Annotated in this window: 19 protein-coding genes and 1 riboswitch; of the genes, 13 read left to right on the top strand and 6 right to left on the bottom strand. The window is 31.1% G+C overall.

The annotated features are described in order from the left end of the window. Positions 1-3: 3 nt before the first annotated feature. Positions 4-579 (bottom strand): ECF transporter S component, encoded by a 576-nt coding sequence (locus tag LQ694_RS10975; RefSeq protein ID WP_048542198.1) that lies wholly within the window; start codon positions 577-579, stop codon positions 4-6. 90 nt (positions 580-669) lie between these two features. Then, positions 670-774, bottom strand: a riboswitch (TPP riboswitch). A 189-nt stretch (positions 775-963) separates the two neighbouring features. Then, a complete protein-coding gene (locus LQ694_RS15560) occupies positions 964-1,089 on the bottom strand; it encodes a hypothetical protein (RefSeq protein ID WP_255307827.1) in 126 nt (41 codons plus the stop codon). 147 nt (positions 1,090-1,236) lie between these two features. Here LQ694_RS15560 and auxA point away from each other — a divergent pair, with 147 nt between their 5' ends. The 7 genes from auxA (at position 1,237) to ptsP (ending at position 8,941) form a co-directional block, all read left to right on the top strand. After that, a complete protein-coding gene (gene auxA / locus LQ694_RS10980; protein ID WP_096791278.1) occupies positions 1,237-2,535 on the top strand; it encodes a lipoteichoic acid stability factor AuxA in 1,299 nt (432 codons plus the stop codon). A 347-nt stretch (positions 2,536-2,882) separates the two neighbouring features. After that, positions 2,883-4,055 carry a class I SAM-dependent rRNA methyltransferase gene (locus LQ694_RS10985; protein WP_096791279.1) on the top strand — a complete coding sequence of 391 codons (1,173 nt, stop codon included), beginning with the start codon at positions 2,883-2,885 and terminating at the stop codon, positions 4,053-4,055. Between the two features lie 72 nt (positions 4,056-4,127). Beyond that, entirely contained in the window at positions 4,128-4,664 is a 537-nt protein-coding gene (locus LQ694_RS10990; protein WP_058611473.1) for a hypothetical protein, read from the top strand. A 153-nt stretch (positions 4,665-4,817) separates the two neighbouring features. Further along, positions 4,818-5,909, top strand: coding sequence for a carbohydrate kinase (locus LQ694_RS10995; protein ID WP_218696721.1), 1,092 nt, complete (start codon positions 4,818-4,820; stop codon positions 5,907-5,909). Continuing rightward, complete coding sequence (locus tag LQ694_RS11000; RefSeq protein WP_048542209.1) at positions 5,909-6,826, top strand: pseudouridine-5'-phosphate glycosidase; 918 nt, start codon at positions 5,909-5,911, stop codon at positions 6,824-6,826. The genes LQ694_RS10995 and LQ694_RS11000 overlap by 1 nt, the downstream gene beginning before the upstream one ends. 136 nt (positions 6,827-6,962) lie before the next feature. Further along, a complete protein-coding gene (locus LQ694_RS11005; RefSeq protein WP_016912884.1) occupies positions 6,963-7,229 on the top strand; it encodes a phosphocarrier protein HPr in 267 nt (88 codons plus the stop codon). After that, positions 7,229-8,941: a phosphoenolpyruvate--protein phosphotransferase gene (ptsP, locus tag LQ694_RS11010; RefSeq protein ID WP_096791280.1), complete on the top strand. Its 1,713-nt coding sequence runs from the start codon at positions 7,229-7,231 to the stop codon at positions 8,939-8,941. The genes LQ694_RS11005 and ptsP overlap by 1 nt, the downstream gene beginning before the upstream one ends. A gap of 81 nt (positions 8,942-9,022) precedes the next feature. Here ptsP and LQ694_RS11015 read toward each other — a convergent pair whose 3' ends face one another. After that, on the bottom strand, positions 9,023-9,784 hold the full coding sequence (locus LQ694_RS11015; RefSeq protein ID WP_070373037.1) for a metallophosphoesterase: 762 nt from the start codon (positions 9,782-9,784) through the stop codon (positions 9,023-9,025). Then, a complete protein-coding gene (locus tag LQ694_RS11020; RefSeq protein ID WP_096791282.1) occupies positions 9,784-10,014 on the bottom strand; it encodes a glutaredoxin family protein in 231 nt (76 codons plus the stop codon). Before LQ694_RS11020 ends, LQ694_RS11015 begins: the two co-directional genes overlap by 1 nt. A 185-nt stretch (positions 10,015-10,199) precedes the next feature. Here LQ694_RS11020 and LQ694_RS11025 point away from each other — a divergent pair, with 185 nt between their 5' ends. From LQ694_RS11025 to LQ694_RS11035, 3 genes are read left to right on the top strand one after another with little or no spacing between them, the layout of a single operon-like run. Next, positions 10,200-11,546, top strand: a complete 1,347-nt coding sequence (locus LQ694_RS11025) for a cytochrome ubiquinol oxidase subunit I (protein ID WP_058611467.1) — start codon at positions 10,200-10,202, stop codon at positions 11,544-11,546. Beyond that, positions 11,546-12,562: a cytochrome d ubiquinol oxidase subunit II gene (locus LQ694_RS11030; protein ID WP_048542219.1), complete on the top strand. Its 1,017-nt coding sequence runs from the start codon at positions 11,546-11,548 to the stop codon at positions 12,560-12,562. The genes LQ694_RS11025 and LQ694_RS11030 overlap by 1 nt, the downstream gene beginning before the upstream one ends. A 27-nt stretch (positions 12,563-12,589) precedes the next feature. Then, on the top strand, positions 12,590-13,252 hold the full coding sequence (locus LQ694_RS11035) for a potassium channel family protein (protein WP_025905183.1): 663 nt from the start codon (positions 12,590-12,592) through the stop codon (positions 13,250-13,252). 43 nt (positions 13,253-13,295) lie between these two features. On the opposite strand, the gene rnjA is transcribed toward LQ694_RS11035, so the two are convergent. After that, a complete protein-coding gene (rnjA, locus tag LQ694_RS11040; RefSeq protein WP_239772038.1) occupies positions 13,296-14,969 on the bottom strand; it encodes a ribonuclease J1 in 1,674 nt (557 codons plus the stop codon). Beyond that, on the bottom strand, positions 14,970-15,182 hold the full coding sequence (locus LQ694_RS11045) for a DNA-dependent RNA polymerase subunit epsilon (RefSeq protein ID WP_218696719.1): 213 nt from the start codon (positions 15,180-15,182) through the stop codon (positions 14,970-14,972). It lies immediately after the preceding gene. A 236-nt stretch (positions 15,183-15,418) separates the two neighbouring features. Here LQ694_RS11045 and LQ694_RS11050 point away from each other — a divergent pair, with 236 nt between their 5' ends. From LQ694_RS11050 to LQ694_RS11060, 3 genes are all read left to right on the top strand, one after another. Then, on the top strand, positions 15,419-16,198 hold the full coding sequence (locus LQ694_RS11050; protein ID WP_218696718.1) for a Cof-type HAD-IIB family hydrolase: 780 nt from the start codon (positions 15,419-15,421) through the stop codon (positions 16,196-16,198). 12 nt (positions 16,199-16,210) lie between these two features. Then, entirely contained in the window at positions 16,211-16,483 is a 273-nt protein-coding gene (locus LQ694_RS11055; protein WP_025905179.1) for a hypothetical protein, read from the top strand. 275 nt (positions 16,484-16,758) lie between these two features. Next, a partial coding sequence (locus LQ694_RS11060) for an IS110 family RNA-guided transposase (protein ID WP_345772309.1) occupies positions 16,759-17,818 on the top strand: 1,060 nt, incomplete at its 3' end.

Genomic DNA, 17,818 nt, shown 5'->3' on the forward strand with positions numbered 1-17,818 from the left:
CTCCTATAATAAGTCATAATCTTTTTTAGATGCTGGTCTGAACAATTTCGTAACACCAGTTTGGTCAAGTGCTTTTACAATTGCATAGCCTAATGCACCAGCAACGATTGCACCACTTAAAATTCTAATCGTAAACATTAAAATAACATTCCATAAAGCAACGTCACCTAAATAATTATAGAACCAATCAATTGGTAACGTAATAATACCTGCAGCCATACCAGCTATTACTGCGACTGATAATTTTCTTGATTGATATCGAACAGCTAGAAAGATGATTTCACAAGCTAAACCTTGTAATAATGCATATATAAATGTTGGAATATCGAATTGTCCCATTACAATTGTTTCTCCAGCGCCAGCAGCAAATTCAGCAAGAATGGCAACACCAGGCTTTTGAATAATTAAATAAGTGACAATTGCTGCAATAAACCATACACCATATACAGATTGTTCTAAGTGTAGACCAAGTGGTTTTAAAATTTCATAAGGTATCCATAAGAACTTATAAATGATTGCAAACAAAGCACCAATTAATACTGTTACTAAAATATCTGATAACGTTAATCTTTTTGACATGTTAAATTCTCCTTTTATATAAAAAATGTGCACTCCTATATCTAAATAGAAGCGCACAAAAATATTGTTATCATTTAAAAATGAATATTATATGATTTACGAACACTTTCCTACGCTAGTATCATCTAGATCAGGTACAAAGGGTTCAGACCTTTTCATGTCTGTCTCAGTTTCAAAACACCCCTAGTGCATTTATTAATTTGTTATCCATACGATAAGTCTTATTAATCTTTTTGTCAATAGTAAATCATAAAAATAAAATTAATTTCTTAAATAAATGATTTATAAGTCATTAAAATAAATTCAAAATAAAATCGGAAGCGAAATCGCAAATTGTGATACATTGCAATTTCGCTTCCGACTATGCACGGTAATGAAATTTATTTATTCGAATGTGTCTTGTATATTTTCTTTTGTTTCATCTTGACCTTTGTTGTTGTTTTGCTTATTTTCTTGTTCTTTTTTCTTAGCTTTTTCTGCTTCTTCTTTATGCTTATCATTATGAGTCATAATAACACTCCTTTAAAATTTATGATATTATTATATACCCAACTACATATAAGTTTTAAACTTCTTGCTAGTACTTGGGACTGATTTTCAATATAATTAAAGACAATTGAAAATGAAACAATTATAATGTTCAATGAGGTGAAGAACATGGCTATAAAGAAAAAAAGCTGGGAAGTTCATTTTAGTCGACTTATAGGTATATTTATTTTGATTACTGGATTACTTATACTTTTTAATGCACCACGTATTAAAGATTATAATATCAAGGATTCAAGTAATATCCATATCAATAATATTTGGGACTTTTTTGTAGCTTTTTTTGATGAATTAGTAAGAATATTACACCATTATATCGGTAACTTTCCAGTTATCGCAGCAATTATAGTATTGCTATTTGGTGTGTTTGTATTATTAGTAGGACGTACTTTAAGAAGAACGACGCATTACGATTATGATATTTCTATATTTTATATCGGACTCACAATTATTTTAATGATTGTTATTATGATGACCATGTTCCAAGTATATAGTTTTGCATCTTTCTTATTTATTATTCCATTTGCAATTCATGTGGGATATGTCGTTTATAAAAATGAACTAAATCCAATGCATCGGAAGAAACATTATTTATGGATTATTATTTCATATGGATTATGTTATTTCATTTCACAATTTGCAATGAACCATAATATCGATACTCAAAATGTAAAACCTATAGACGTTATGAGTGTAAACTTATTCTTCATACTGTTATGGTGTCTGAGTCAAATGTCAGTATGGATTAGTTTATATTTAAGAAGATCTTTACCAGTAAGTGATGAAGACATTGAACAATTTCATGAAGAAAGATATTCAAGAGTTAAAAATAATCGCTTAACAAAAAAAATATATACTTTAGCAGAAGGTTTTTACCAAAAATTACAGAATTTCAAACAGGCTACTTTAGAAAAATTCAATTCTGAAGAGGCAATTGCTAAAAGAAAACGACGTAATGAAAAATGGAAAGAGATTATTAAAATCGAAGAAGACGATATTCCAAGATGGATGAAAAGACCGAAATGGTTAAAGAAAAGTTATATAGAATGGATAAGTACTGTAGTTTTATTCTTATTTACATTTATAGAGTTTAATAATCGTAATGGTTTATTCTTATCAGGTGAATGGAAATTATCTCAAATTCAATACGTTTTTGAATGGTTAACATTATTTATTTTGATGTTATTGATTATCTTATATGCATACTTCAATTACACGACAAATTATAAGAATAAAAATAATTTTGGTAAGTTGTTTGTCATTTCAGCATTATTCTTTGAAATTGCAACGACATTTTTTGTATCAGCAATTCAAACTTCACAATTTTCTGTGTTTATCACACCAATTTCATTTTTACTATTATTATTTGTGACACCTGCATTTATCATTCACTTGAAAAAATCATTTTAATATCATACACAAGATAGTTAGACACTTTATTGAGCAATATGCGCTTAATAAAGTGTCTTTTATTTTATAATTTACGCGAGCAATTGCTGTATTTAAAAGTTTAAATATGTAATAAGTAAACTATTTTAATGAATTTATTCAAAAAATGTATTGCGTGGAATAATCTTATCCTTTATACTAACTTTAGTAAGCGTTTACATATAAGGGGATCAAAACTTTCTGGGGGAAATTTTGATTAATAAAATTCGGTTAACAGAGTATTCTAAAGGGGAATACTCTGTTTTTTGGTGTTTTGAATAATATACGTTATAATATGTGAGACATTTCGAAAGGATGGCTAATATATAATGAAACAATTAATGCTCAAAAAAGGAAAAGAAGATAAATATTTAAGAGGATATCCTCTAGTTGAAAAAGACGACGTTTTTGATATGCCTAATATGGATGAAGGTGAATTAGTCGCACTTGTTGATGCGGGTAAAAGATTTATTGCAACTGCATATTATGGTGAACAAAATAAAGGTATAGGCTGGGTATTATCATTAGACTCAACTGAAAAGATTGATCATAACTTTTTTGTAAAGTTATTTGATGAAGCTAAAAATGATAGAGCATATTATGAAAATGTAGATGGTATCAATGCATATAGATTATTTAATGCTGAAGGTGATGGAATTGGTGGACTGACAATTGATCATTATGACGGTCATTTATTAGTTCAATGGTACTCAGTAGGCATATATAGATTGAAAGATAGAATATTACCTGCAATTAAAGAAGTCTTTGATTATAAATCAATTTTTGAAAAAAGAAGATTTAAAGGCATGGAAACAGCGTCAGACTTCGTAACGGGTGAAGCACCAGAATTTCCGTATGTCATTGAAGAAAACAATATGTTCTATAATATTAATCTTGATGATGGACCTATGACAGGTATTTTCTTAGATCAAAAAGATGTTAGAAAAAAGTTAAGAGATCACTATAGTCAAGATAAAGATATATTAAATTTATTTAGTTATACTGGTGCATTTTCAGTTGCAGCAAGTGACAATGCTCGATCAACTACAAGTGTGGATTTAGCTAATAGAGCTAGACCATTAACTGAAGCAAACTTTGGTTTAAATACAATGGATCTTAATCAGAACCACATATTTATTATGGATGTATTTGATTATTTCAAATATGCTTTAAGACATGGTTTAAGTTATGACGTTGTCGTTATTGATCCACCAAGTTTCGCACGTAATAAGAAAAAGACTTTTAGTGTTCAGAAAAACTATCCTGAATTAATTGAAGGTGCATTAGAATTATTAAACGAGAATGGTAACTTAGTGTTAAGTACAAATTCAAGTGCTTTCCCACAAAAAGCATTCAAAAAAATGATAAATCAAACATTAGATCAATCAGGTGTTGATTATACAATCTCTGATGTAATGGGATTACCAAAAGACTTCAAGAGTCATCCTCACTATAAACCAAGTAAATACTTGAAAGTCGTATTCGTACAAATAAATGGTTAAAATTTCCTAGTTCGGGTATATATTATTATAATAATGATTGAATATAATCGAACTGTGAGGAGAATGGAAACAATGGGAATTTTCGATAAAATTACGACAAAAGCAGGCAATAAAGCATTTGGTATACAAGAAATAAAGAAGCGTTCTGAATTACCAATTTCACAAGAAGAATTGTTAGAACGTAGAAAAAAAGCTAAAGAACTTATTCATAAGAAGTCATTAATGTCTTCAGCTGCAAATGTAGTACCAATCCCAGGACTTGGTGTTGGTATGGATATTAAATTAATGGGCGATATCATTGAAGATATTAATAAAATTTATGGATTAAGTCATAAGCAAGTTAATAAAATGCAAGATGATCTAAAACAAAAAGTTTTAACATCTGCTGCAATGAGAGGTAGCCAGTTTATTGGTCAAAAAGTAACGAATGCAATGGTAAAAGTTATTTTTAGATCAGTCGTAAAAAGAGAAGCGGCAAAACAATCAAGATGGGTGCCATTAGTTGGACAAGCAGTTGCTGGCTCAATTAGTTATTATTTAATGAAAAAAATGGGCGAAGATCACATTAAAAAATGTGAAACAGTCATTCAAGACTTTATAGGTGAATAATATTTTGATACGAAGCTAAGGCATTTTGTAATGTCTTAGCTTATTTTTGTGTAATTTTTTTATGTTATATTTGCAATTATACTGAAAACGCTTTATAATTAAAAATGTAAACTAAAGTTTGAAAAATAAACAAATGTTTGTGAGGTGAATTCAATGAATGAAAACGAAAAATTAATTCTTAACTTAATAAAAGAAAATCCTTTTATATCCCAACAAGAGTTATCAGATAAAGTTGGTTTGTCTAGACCTGCAGTTGCAAATATTATTTCAGGTTTAGTTAAGAAAGAATATGTTCAAGGGAAAGCATATGTATTAAATGAACAAAATCCAATTGTTTGTATTGGTGGGGCTAACATAGATAGGAAATTTCATATTACAGACGAATTAGTAAAAGGTACTTCAAATCCAGTTACCTCTGAAACTTCTATTGGTGGTGTTGCTAGAAATGTTGCTGAGAATTTAGGACGTATCGGTGAAGATGTTCTGTTATTAACAACTTCAGGTAATGATGCAGAGTGGCAACATATTTCAGATTTATCATCACCATTTATGAATGTGGATTATGTAGAGAAAATCTCTAGCGAATCAACGGGAAGTTATACAGCATTGTTAGATCAACATGGCAGTATGACTATGGGATTTGCAGATATGTCAGTATATGACAAAATTACGCCGGAGTTTATGATTAAGAACACATACTTACTTAATAAATCTAAATGTATTATTGCAGATTTAAACTGTCCTAAAGAGACGATAGAGTTTTTATGTTCATACGCTGAGAAGAAAAAGATTAAATTAGTCTTGATTGCAGTATCTGGACCTAAAATGAATCGTCTACCTCATAACTTACATGCGGTTGATTGGCTCATATTAAATAAAGATGAAGTTGAATCTTTCGTAGGTAAAAATGCACAAACAGAAGCGGAATTAATTCAATACATTGGTGAAATTAGATTACTTGGTGTGAAGAACTTAGTTGTGACATCAGGTAAAGATAAAATTATTTATGATGGTGATGAAGGTCAACGTCAATTTGAAGTTAAAAAAGTAGATAATGTCGTTGATGTAACAGGTGCTGGTGATGCTTTTACGTCAGGTTTAATTTATGGATGGTTGAAATCATTTGAAATCGACAAAATTATTGATTTGGCAAAAGCAAATGCATCTAAAACAATTCAAACAGCTTATACAGTGAGACAAGATTTAGATAAAAAACAATTAATTAAGGACATGGAGGCTTTATAATGGAAAACTATATTCAATTTTCAGAAGAAGTAGAAAAAGCAAAAGAGGAAGGTAAAGCAATTGTTGCTTTAGAATCTACAATTATTTCACATGGTATGCCTTATCCTCAAAACGTAGAAATGGCACAAAAAGTAGAACAAATTGTAAGAGATAATGGTGGGGTACCAGCAACAATCGCAATTATTGATGGAAAGATTAAAATTGGATTGAGCGAAGATGAATTAGAATTATTAGCAAGTGCAGAAAATGTATCAAAAGTTTCTAGAAGAGATATCGCTGAAATATTAGCAACTAAGAAAATTGGTGCAACAACAGTGGCTTCAACAATGATTTGTGCGCAATTAGCAGACATTAAATTCTTTGTTACTGGTGGTATCGGTGGTGTTCATAAGGGTGCTGAGCATACAATGGATATTTCTGCAGACTTAGATGAACTTTCTAAAACGAAAGTAGCTGTCATTTGTGCTGGTGCTAAATCAATTCTAGACTTAGACAAAACATTAGAATATTTAGAAACAAAAGGAGTACCTGTAGTTGGATATCAAACTGATGAACTTCCAGCATTCTTTACAAGAGAAAGTGGTCTTAAATTAAATACAAGAATTGATGAAGTAAGTACAATTGCGAAACTAGCAGAAGTGCAATGGGATTTAGGTTTAGAAACAGGTATTGTTGTAGCTAACCCAGTTCCAGAAGAGGATCAACTAGAACCAAGTTTCATCAATGGTATTATTGACAAAGCAGTTGCTAAAGCTGAAGAAGAAGGTATTCATGGTAAAGATTCTACACCATTCCTATTAGGTGAAATCGTTAAGCAATCTGAAGGTAAATCATTAGAAACAAATATTAAACTTGTTGAGCATAACGCTAAAATTGGTACACAAATAGCAGTTGAATATACGAACCTTCAAAATTAAAGAATAATCAGCTCAAATAATTGCATACTTATGTAATATGATTGAATTGTAAGTGGTTTTTTGATATTCTTTAATCGTATAGATAAAATTTGATTTTATACAAATTTAATATAGGTATCAGAAGGAGACAATAAAAATGGAACAAAATTCATACGTAATTATTGACGAAACGGGTATTCATGCTAGACCAGCAACAATGTTAGTTCAAACTGCATCTAAATTTGATTCAGATGTACAATTAGAATATAACGCTAAAAAAGTTAACTTAAAATCAATCATGGGTGTAATGAGCCTAGGTGTTGGTAAAGATGCTGAAATTACTATCTACGCTGAGGGTAGTGATGAGAAAGAAGCTATCGAAGCAATTACTGAAGTATTATCTAAAGAAGGATTAACTAAATAATGTCTGAAATATTAAAAGGTATAGCTGCATCTGATGGTGTGGCTATTAGTAAAGCATATTTATTAGTTGAACCTGACTTATCGTTTTCAAGCGAAAATATCAGCGATGTAGACGGCGAAGTTGAAAAGTTTAAAGCGGCTGTTAATCAATCAAAAGTTGAATTAACTCAAATTCGTAATAATGCTGAAAAACAACTTGGTGCAGATAAAGCTGCGATTTTTGATGCTCATTTATTAGTATTAGAAGATCCAGAATTATTAAATCCAATTGAAGAAAATATTCGAAATAACAAAGTAAATGCACCTACTGCATTAAATGAAGTATCAACAAACTTCATTACAATTTTTGAAAATATGGATAATGAATATATGAAAGAACGTGCAGCGGATATTCGCGATGTTTCTAAACGTATTTTGGCACATATTTTAGGTGTAGAATTACCAAATCCTAGTATGATCAATGAAAGCGTTATTATTGTAGGTGAAGATTTAACACCATCTGATACTGCGCAACTTAACAAAGAGTTTGTTAAAGGTTTTGCGACAAATATCGGTGGAAGAACTTCACACTCAGCAATAATGAGTCGTTCATTGGAAATTCCTGCTGTTGTAGGTACTAAAGATATTACAGATCGCGTAAACCATGGTGATAGTTTAATCATTGATGGTTTATCTGGTGATGTAATCATTAACCCAACAGATGACGAAGTTCAAGCATACGAACAAAAACAGAAAAACTTCTTAGCTGAAAAAGAAGAATTAGCTAAACTTGTTAATGATGAATCTGTTTCTAAAGATGGTGTTCATGTTGAATTAGCTGCGAATATTGGTACACCTAATGACTTAGAAGGTGTTAAAAATAACGGCGCAGAAGGTATCGGTTTATACCGTACTGAATTCTTATACATGGGTAGAGACAATATGCCTTCAGAAGAAGAACAATTTGAAGCATATAGCAAAGTTTTAAAAGAAATGGACGGCAAACGTGTTGTCGTTCGTACTTTAGACATAGGTGGAGATAAAGAATTATCTTATCTAAACTTACCTAAAGAAATGAACCCATTCTTAGGATATAGAGCGATTCGTTTATGTTTAGATCAAACTGAAATCTTTAGAACACAATTAAGAGCTTTATTACGTGCATCTGAATTTGGTAAGTTAAATATCATGTTCCCTATGATTGCAACTATTAAAGAATTTAGAGATGCTAAAGCAATCTTACTTGAGGAAAAAGAAAAATTAGTTTCTGAAGGTGTTAACGTTGCGGATGATATCGAAATCGGTATTATGGTAGAAATTCCATCTACTGCAGCACTTGCAGACATCTTCGCTAAAGAAGTTGATTTCTTCAGTATTGGTACGAATGATTTAATCCAATATACAATGGCTGCTGACCGTATGTCTGAGCGTGTTTCTTACTTATACCAACCATATAACCCTGCAATTCTTCGCTTAGTTAAGCAAGTAATTGAAGCTTCTCATAAAGAAGGTAAATGGACGGGTATGTGTGGAGAAATGGCTGGAGACAATACAGCAATTCCATTATTACTTGGATTAGGTTTAGATGAATTCTCTATGAGTGCGACAAGTATTCTAAAAGCTAGAAAACAAATCAAACAATTAGATCAAAAAGAAATGCAAGAATTAGCGGGCAAAGCAATTAACTGTGCAACAGAAGAAGAAGTTGTAGAACTCGTTAATCAAATTCTTTAAAATTAAAAAACAGAGCAGTTATCTCTTAACATTAAGTAGATAACTGCTCTGTTTTTATATGTTAATGATTTTTTTAAGACATTAATGAGATTTCAAGTTGAATATCGCAATTTCAGGTGAGCAAAATATTCTAATAGGTAGTCTTGTCATACCTATGCCTTGATTAACATAAAGGTATTGTCCAGTTCTAATTTGATATAAACCTTGTTTATATACTTTTCCATAAGTTGGTGTATAAATAGCGCCAATCTTAGGGAGTCGAACTTGACCACCATGTGTATGTCCAGAAAGTACTAAATGGATGTTTGGATCTAATAATTTAACTTTATCTGGTTCATGTACAAGACCTATTCGAAAGTCTATATGACAATTTGGTACTTGGAATGAACTACTAAAGTTAGGCTGACCAAAACATAAATCGTCAATGCCGTTAATCTGAATATTACCATCAGGTGTGTTTACGACGTAAGAACTGTTTAACAAGACTTCAAAATCCGATTGGTTCATGATATCTAACACTGTATGAATGCCGTTTGAACCGTAATCGTGGTTGCCTGGAACAAAAAACTTTCCATATTTTGATTGAACTGTACGAAATAAAGGTATAACTAGATAAGGGTCAAATGAAATTTGAGCAATATCATCAAAACAATCACCTGTGAAACAAACAATATCTGCTTCTTGCTCATTAATCAGACGTACAAGTTGATATAAATTTTCTAAATTAGAATAATAACCTAAATGCAAATCTGTTATATGAATAAGTTTCAGATTTGATTTTAAGTTCGTATCAATAGAATGTGTGGTGACTTTAATTTTAGAACTTGGAATTTGAATCTTCATTAATGAATGCCTAATGCTTTATTAAAAGATTCTATATCAACTTGATAAAAAACTTCATCATTAATGAGAACAGTGGGTGTTGAAAAACTGTCTAGATCGATAAGTTCGTTTTTAAATTGTTTGTTTTTTATATTTTTTTCTGTAAATGGAATTTCTTTTTCATTAAAAAATTGTTTTACAAATTGGCAAGGGGGACACTGATCTTGTGTATAAATTGTAACTTCACTCATAGCTTTCACCTCAACTTTATATAGACATATTATAAATGATTTTTTAAAGCGTTCAACGATTATGTCCTATTTTGCCATTAATTTGTCATTACTTTGTAAATGTTAAACATTTCACAAATGATTAAAGTATTGTATAATAAGATTAAATTGTGATGTATATCACAAACGTTGAATGGAGGAATATTATGGATGCAGTAGTTATAAGTCGTTTACTAACTGCTATGACATTGGGGTTCCATATCATTTTTGCAACAATTGGTGTGGGTATCCCATTAATGTTTGCAATTGCAGAATTCATAGGTATTAAGAACAATAATCCTATGTATATAGCAATGGCAAAACGTTGGTCTAAAGGTTATACGATTACTGTAGCGGTCGGAGTAGTTACGGGAACAATTATTGGTCTACAATTATCATTATTGTGGCCATCATTTATGCAATTAGGTGGTCAAGTTATTGCACTACCATTATTTATGGAAACATTCGCCTTTTTCTTTGAGGCTATTTTCTTAAGTATTTATTTATATACGTGGGATAGATTCAAAGGTAAATGGACGCACTTTTTAATTACGTTACCAGTCATTATAGGTGGTACATTTTCAGCGTTCTTTATAACATCTGTGAATTCTTTCATGAATACACCAAATGGATTCGATTTTATCAATGGAAAATTGATGAATATTGATCCAGTTGCAGCGATGTTTAATGCATCATTCGGTATTAGATCATTTCACGTTGTATCGACTGCGTTTATGACAGCTGCATTTATTTTAGCAAGTATAGCAGCATATCGTTTAATTAAGAATAAATTTATAGACGATAAAGAATATCATAAAAAAGCACTCAAACTTACGATGACTGTCGGTTTAATTGCGAGTTTACTTGCGATGTTAGCAGGAGATTTATCAGCTAAGTTCTTACATCAAGAACAACCTGAAAAATTAGCAGCTATGGAATGGCATTTTGAAAGTGAATCAAAAGCAGACCTAGTATTATTTGGGGTAGTAGATGAAGATAAACAAGAAGTAAAAGGTGCTATTAAAATACCTGGCGCTTTAAGTTTCTTATCTGATAGTAATTTTAATACTGAAGTTAAAGGATTAAACGAATTTAAGAGTGATGAAACACCACCACTTATCATTCACTATTTCTTTGATTTGATGGTATTCTTTGGTGTTTATTGTTTTGTCGTTTCAGCTTTATTTATTGTATTAAAATGGGTAAAAAAATGGTCACAATATAGTAAACCAATCTTATATTTATCAGTATTAACCGGACCACTTGCAATGCTTGCAATTGAATTTGGTTGGTTCTTAGCCGAGATGGGTAGACAACCTTGGATATTAAGGGGTTACTTAAAAGTTGCACAAGCTGCAACAAATGCTGACGGACTAGCACTCGTATTCATTGCATTTGCAATACTTTATTTAGTTCTTGGTATTTCATCAAGTTATGTACTTATTAGAATGTTTAGTCACAGTAAAGCGACTGATGATGTAAACAAAATAATAGACAGAAAGGGTGAAGTATAATGGATTATCAACATATAGGTATTACAGTGCTTTGGCTCTTTCTGTTTGGTTACATTATTATTGGTGCGATTGACTTTGGTGCAGGATTCTTCGCATTTCACGCGAAATTAACGAAACAGGATCATATTATCAATAACTTAATTTCTAGATATTTAAACCCTGTTTGGGAAGTAACAAACGTATTCTTCGTATTCTTTTTTGTAGGAATAGTTGGATTCTTCCCAGATTCTGCTTATTATTTCGGGTCAACATTATTAATACCTGGAAGTATTGCATTAATTCTACTAACCATTCGTGGTAGTTTTTATGCATTTGAAAACTATGGACAAGATAGTAAGTTATCGTGGTTATTCTTATATGGTGGAACAGGTTTATTGATTCCAGCATCATTATCAACAATTTTAACAATTGCTGAAGGTGGCTATATAAAAGAAACAAGTGATGGTGTTCACCTACAATGGGTTGATTTATTATTAAGTCCATATGCATGGGCAGTCGTATTTTTAGCAATTATTTCTGTGTTATATATTTCATCAGGATTTTTAACATTTTATGCAAACAAAGCTAAAGATTCTGAAGCATATCATTTATTGAGACAGTGGTTCCTTATATGGGCAATTCCAATGATCATCATTTGTCAGTTCGTTTTCTTATCTTTAAGACAACATAATGAAACGCATTTTAATAATGCAGTCGGCAGTTATTGGTGGTTATTCGGTTTAAGTATTATATTCTTTCTCATTGCTGTTGGATTAATATACTTTAAAAAAGCACATGGTGTTGCTTTTATTATGATATTATTACAATTCGGTACAGCGTTCTTTGGATATGGTGTAAGTAAATTACCATATATATTAGATCCGTTTATCAATATTGATAAAGCAGTTGTGAACGATCAAATGGCATTAATGCTTGTAATCGTATTTATTTTAGGTTTACTTTTACTCGTGCCATCGCTTATATTATTATTAAGATTATTTATCTTTGATGCTGATTACGTTAAAGGTAAAAAATAAGATTATTATAAAGTATGGAGGCATATCATGAGTAGGGAGTATGTAGTTATAGGTTTAGGCCGATTTGGCGGAAGTATTGTAAGAGAGCTCAATGCTTTAGATATGGATGTAATGGCCATTGATGCAGATGAAGCAAGAGTGAATGAGTTCAGTGATATCGCCACACATGCGGTGATTGCAGATACAACAGATGAAGCGGTTATGAAAAGTTTAGGTATACGTAATTTCGATCATGTAATTGTTGCGATAGGTGAGAATATACAAGCGAGTACATTAACAACCTTAATTCTTAAAGAATTAGGTGTTAAAAAAGTTACCGCTAAAGCTCAAAACGATTATCACGCTAAAATTCTCAATAAAATAGGTGCGGATACTGTTGTCCATCCAGAAAGAGATATGGGTCGTCGTATCGCACATAATGTTGCTAGTGCATCTGTACTAGACTACTTAGAACTCTCAGATGAGTATTCAATTGTAGAAATTAAAGCAGGGGAAAGACTTGCTGGTAGTTCTATATTAGAATTGGATGTACGTGCAAATTACGGTATAAATATCATTGCTGTTAAAAGAGGTAAAGATATCATCGTAGCACCAGATCCAAATGAAAATATTGAATTTCATGATATATTAATCGTGATAGGTCATGACAATGATTTAAATAGATTTGAGAAGAAACTTGTAAATGAGTAAAAAAACACCCGTAATTTTTAGAAATTACGGGTGTTTTTATGTTTTATTTAATTTTCATGATAATTGGTAAAATCATTGGTTTACGAGCTGTTTTTTCGTATAAATAAGGTTGTAAAGCTTCAGTAATTGTAGATTTAACGTGATGCCATTCTACTTTATCATTATTGTTTAGCTTTTCAATAACAGCTTTTTTGATTAATCGTTGTGCATCGTAAATTAAATGACCTGATTCTCTCATATATACAAATCCTCTAGAGATGATGTCTGGACCTGAGAGTAGTTGTTTCGTTTTGAAATCTATACTTACAACAACTATTACAAGACCTTCTTCTGAAAGGACTTTACGGTCTTTAATTACGACATTACCGATATCTCCAATTCCGCTACCATCAACAAATACATTTCCTGATGGAATACGGCCAGCATATCTTGCAGAATCTTTAGTAAGTGCGAGCACATCACCAATTTCATATACGAATATATTATCTGGATCTACACCACAGTTTACACCAGTTTCACTATGTTTCTTAAGCATTCTATATTCGCCATGAATTGGCATAAAGTATTTAGGCTTAATTAAACGTAACATTAATTTTTGTTCATCTTGTGAACCGTGACCTGAAGTATGAATGTTTGATAATTTACCATGAATAACATCAGCACCAGCTTTGTATAAAGCGTTGATTGTTCTATTTACACTCTTCGTGTTACCTGGAATAGGTGATGAACTGAATACAACTGTATCATCTGGAATAATGCTGATTTGTCTATGTGTACCATTAGCAATTCTTGATAATGCTGCCATTGGTTCACCTTGAGAACCTGTACATAAAATAAGAATTTCATGTTTTGGAACGGTATTAATTTTGTTTGGTTCAATAAATGTTTCAGGTGGTACTTTAATATAACCCAATTCTGTACCAATTTTAATATTGTTCTCCATTGAACGACCGAAGACAACAATTTTACGATTGTATTTAACGGCTGCTTCAACAGCTTGTTGAACTCTATAAATATTAGAAGCAAATGTTGCAAAAATAATTCTACCTGAACACTTACGGAAAATCTCATCTACGTTTTGTCCGACTTCCTTTTCACTTAATGTAAAGTTAGGAACTTCAGAGTTTGTAGAGTCTGATAACAAACATAATACGCCTTCTTCACCAAGTTGAGCCATTTTGGCAATATTTGCAGGTTTACCAACAGGTGTGAAATCAAATTTAAAGTCACCTGTATGAACAATTTTACCTTCTGGTGTATCTGCAATAATCCCGTATGCTTCTGGAATACTATGAGTTGTTAAATAAAATGAAATTTTGAAATGTTTAAATTCAAATACTGAATCTTCATCAATTTCATTTAATTGAGCACTCTTCAATAAATTATGTTCTTCCAATTTATTTCTAATAAGACCTAAAGCAAGTGGTCCACTATAAATCGGAACATTCATTTGTTTTAATAAAAATGGGACACCACCGATATGGTCTTCGTGTCCATGAGTGATAAATAAAGCTTTTACTTTATGTTTATTTTGAATTAAGTACGTATAATCTGGTATCACGTAATCGATACCAAGAAGGTCGTCATCAGGGAATTTAATACCTGCATCAATGACAATGATTTCATCTTGATATTCGAGGGCGTACGTGTTTTTACCAATTTCACCGAGACCACCCAGTGCGTATACGCCTACTTCATTTTTTTGTAAAGGATTCATTTAGATTGTCTCCACATTAAAGTGATCAGATTTCTTTTCATATTCTAAATGAGAGCCCTCTAATTTTTGGACAAATTCGATATTGTAATTACGGTCAGATAAATATCTTCTTACTTGTTCTTCAGTTTGTCCTTCGAAATATTTTGTTTGTGTACTTTCACGTACGATTACTTCACTTTTGTCTTCTTGAAAAAATACTTTAAATACTGCCATATATATAAATCCTCCTAGGTTAATTAACATAAATAAAGCCCTAGTTTTTAAGTCTAGGGTTTGTCAATTTCAAAATTTGATTCCCGTACATTTTTAAAAGTAATTATATGAAAATATATAAATACCTTTTTAATAAGTTCATTTTACATGATAATTAGAGATAAATAAAGATATTTAACTAAATCTTTCATATATATTGATTATCAACTAGAATAGAGACAAGGAGGCGATGAAAGTTGAATAAGAAATTAATATTTTTTGATATAGATGGTACAATCTATGATGAAAACAAAGAAATTCCAGAATCAACTATTGATGCGATAAAAAAATTAAAAGAAGCTGGCCATATCGTCGCAATTGCAACGGGTAGAGCACCGTATATGTTTAAAGAAGTTATTAGAGAAACAGGTATTGATACTTTTGTTTCGCTAAACGGACAAATTGTTGTATATAATGGAGAAATTATTAGTAAATATCCATTAAATAAAGAGGAACTTACCAGTATAGTAGACAAAGCACACGCGAATAATCATCCACTAGTATTCTTCGGCGAAACAGCAGTGTATGCAAATGTAGAAAGTGATAACGACATTTCTGAAAGTCTTGGAACATTAAAGATGGATTATCCAGAATATCACAATACATATTATCTTGATTACCCAGTTTATCAAGCACTTATTTTCCATGCTGACGATGAAGATGACAAGTACGATAATCAATTCAATGCGTTGAAATTCTATAGATGGTATCCACTAAGTAGAGATGTAGTGCCAAATGATCGTTCTAAAGCAGAAGGCATAAAAGAACTCAGTGATAAATTAGGATTCCCATTAAGCGAAGTAGTTGCATTCGGTGATGGACCAAATGATGTAGAAATGATTACTGAAGTAGGTTGTGGTGTAGCAATGGGTAATGCCGTTGACGCACTAAAAGAAGTTTGTGATTTTGAAACGAAACATGTAAGTGAAAATGGTATATACTATGCATGTATAGAATTAGGATTGATAGATGAATAGGATGTGAATTTTATGGATAAGGTCGAACGCATCATCAAAACAATCGATGCAGAAAAAAATAGATCTGACAAACAATTTAAAGGGATAGAATTTAATATTCGAAAAAATGAAGTTGTTATGATCTATAACTATGATGAAATGATTAATAACGTTAAACAAGATCCACATTACATTCGACATAACAAAGATCCAGAATGGTTAAGTTTGGATGAATTAACGGCTATTCAAAAAGCACTAAAAGAAAAAAACATTCATTTCATCGAACGAAGAGATGAATTTATGTAATGAATAAAATTATGAAACAGAAAAACATACTAAGATTAGCTATGAAGAAATCTATGACGATAGATTTTTTCATAGCTATTTTTTATAGTTATAGAGAGGAGTAGACTGTGCGCTCCCTCGGGTTTGAAATCCGTAAAAAAAACTAGTCAGCTTTACTCTCGCCTTTTGAATTTCGGTTGTAGTATGTTGGGTTCTTGAAACCGTGTATAGGAAAGTGATATGAGAAAGGTTCAGTAAAGTTATAACTTCTCAAATTTATTAAGGAGGTTTTATTTATCGATTACTTAGGCATTGATATTAGTAAAAGAAATAGTGTGATTGCACATTATAGCGATGAAAAATTCCAAAAGGAATTCACCATTCAAAATAACAAAAATGGTTATAATTATTTATTTAATTATTTGAATCGTGTAAATCATCCACAATTAATTTTTGAGTCTACAGGTATATACTCAAGAGCTATGGTTCGGTTCTGTCGAAATAACCAAATTAATTATATTGAGTTAAATCCTTTAGAAGCAAAGTTCAAAACAAGCTCTTTAAGGCCTTGGAAAACAGATCAATCAGATGCACATAAGTTAGCCCAAATAGCACCATTTTTAAATGATTCTGATAGTTTAAATAATACAACTGATGATATTTTCTTTGAATTACGTGAGCGAGCTCGATTTCATCTAGAATTCGAAAATGAACAAAATCGATTGAAAGTCGAAATTATTGAGATACTCCATCAAACATTTCCCGGCTTAGAAAAATTATTTAAAAATCGTTATTCAATGATTGCCTTAAATATCGCTGAAATATTTACTCATCTTGATTTTGTTCTACAAGATGATAGTGAAAGTATTATTTCTACAATTTTAAAATCTACAGATAAAGGATTATCTCAACGAAAAGCAGAAAGTTATGGAGAAACTCTTTTTAAATTAGCGAATGATAGTTATCCTAACGTCAATTCATCTTCGTTTCTAGTCAAAAAAGCACAATTATTAATTCAAAAGTTGAAAAAGTCCATTGGACAATTATCACAATTAGATAAAGAAATGATTCTATTAGCTCAAGAACTTGATTGTTTTGAAATTATTTATTCTATACCAGGAATTGGAGAACTAACTGCAGCTATGATAATCGGTGAGCTTGGAGATATATCTAGATTCAAATCAAATAAACAGTTAAATGCTTTTGTAGGAATTGATATCAAACGATATCAATCCGGTGGGACACATTATAGAGATACCTTCAATAAACGCGGTAATAAAAAGGCAAGACGCTTATTATATTTGGTAATAATGAATATTATCCGTGGACAACATCGTTATAATAATCATATTGTCG

The organism is Mammaliicoccus sp. P-M58 (assembly GCF_022386165.1).
Taxonomy (GTDB): Bacteria; Bacillota; Bacilli; order Staphylococcales; family Staphylococcaceae; genus Mammaliicoccus; species Mammaliicoccus sciuri.

Coding starts and splice junctions, on each gene's coding strand:
- LQ694_RS10975 (WP_048542198.1), bottom strand. CDS start 579: ATGTCAAAAAGATTAACGTTATCAGATATTTTAGTAACAGTATTAATT.
- LQ694_RS15560 (WP_255307827.1), bottom strand. CDS start 1,089: ATGACTCATAATGATAAGCATAAAGAAGAAGCAGAAAAAGCTAAGAAA.
- auxA (WP_096791278.1), top strand. CDS start 1,237: ATGGCTATAAAGAAAAAAAGCTGGGAAGTTCATTTTAGTCGACTTATA.
- LQ694_RS10985 (WP_096791279.1), top strand. CDS start 2,883: ATGAAACAATTAATGCTCAAAAAAGGAAAAGAAGATAAATATTTAAGA.
- LQ694_RS10990 (WP_058611473.1), top strand. CDS start 4,128: ATGGGAATTTTCGATAAAATTACGACAAAAGCAGGCAATAAAGCATTT.
- LQ694_RS10995 (WP_218696721.1), top strand. CDS start 4,818: ATGAATGAAAACGAAAAATTAATTCTTAACTTAATAAAAGAAAATCCT.
- LQ694_RS11000 (WP_048542209.1), top strand. CDS start 5,909: ATGGAAAACTATATTCAATTTTCAGAAGAAGTAGAAAAAGCAAAAGAG.
- LQ694_RS11005 (WP_016912884.1), top strand. CDS start 6,963: ATGGAACAAAATTCATACGTAATTATTGACGAAACGGGTATTCATGCT.
- ptsP (WP_096791280.1), top strand. CDS start 7,229: ATGTCTGAAATATTAAAAGGTATAGCTGCATCTGATGGTGTGGCTATT.
- LQ694_RS11015 (WP_070373037.1), bottom strand. CDS start 9,784: ATGAAGATTCAAATTCCAAGTTCTAAAATTAAAGTCACCACACATTCT.
- LQ694_RS11020 (WP_096791282.1), bottom strand. CDS start 10,014: ATGAGTGAAGTTACAATTTATACACAAGATCAGTGTCCCCCTTGCCAA.
- LQ694_RS11025 (WP_058611467.1), top strand. CDS start 10,200: ATGGATGCAGTAGTTATAAGTCGTTTACTAACTGCTATGACATTGGGG.
- LQ694_RS11030 (WP_048542219.1), top strand. CDS start 11,546: ATGGATTATCAACATATAGGTATTACAGTGCTTTGGCTCTTTCTGTTT.
- LQ694_RS11035 (WP_025905183.1), top strand. CDS start 12,590: ATGAGTAGGGAGTATGTAGTTATAGGTTTAGGCCGATTTGGCGGAAGT.
- rnjA (WP_239772038.1), bottom strand. CDS start 14,969: ATGAATCCTTTACAAAAAAATGAAGTAGGCGTATACGCACTGGGTGGT.
- LQ694_RS11045 (WP_218696719.1), bottom strand. CDS start 15,182: ATGGCAGTATTTAAAGTATTTTTTCAAGAAGACAAAAGTGAAGTAATC.
- LQ694_RS11055 (WP_025905179.1), top strand. CDS start 16,211: ATGGATAAGGTCGAACGCATCATCAAAACAATCGATGCAGAAAAAAAT.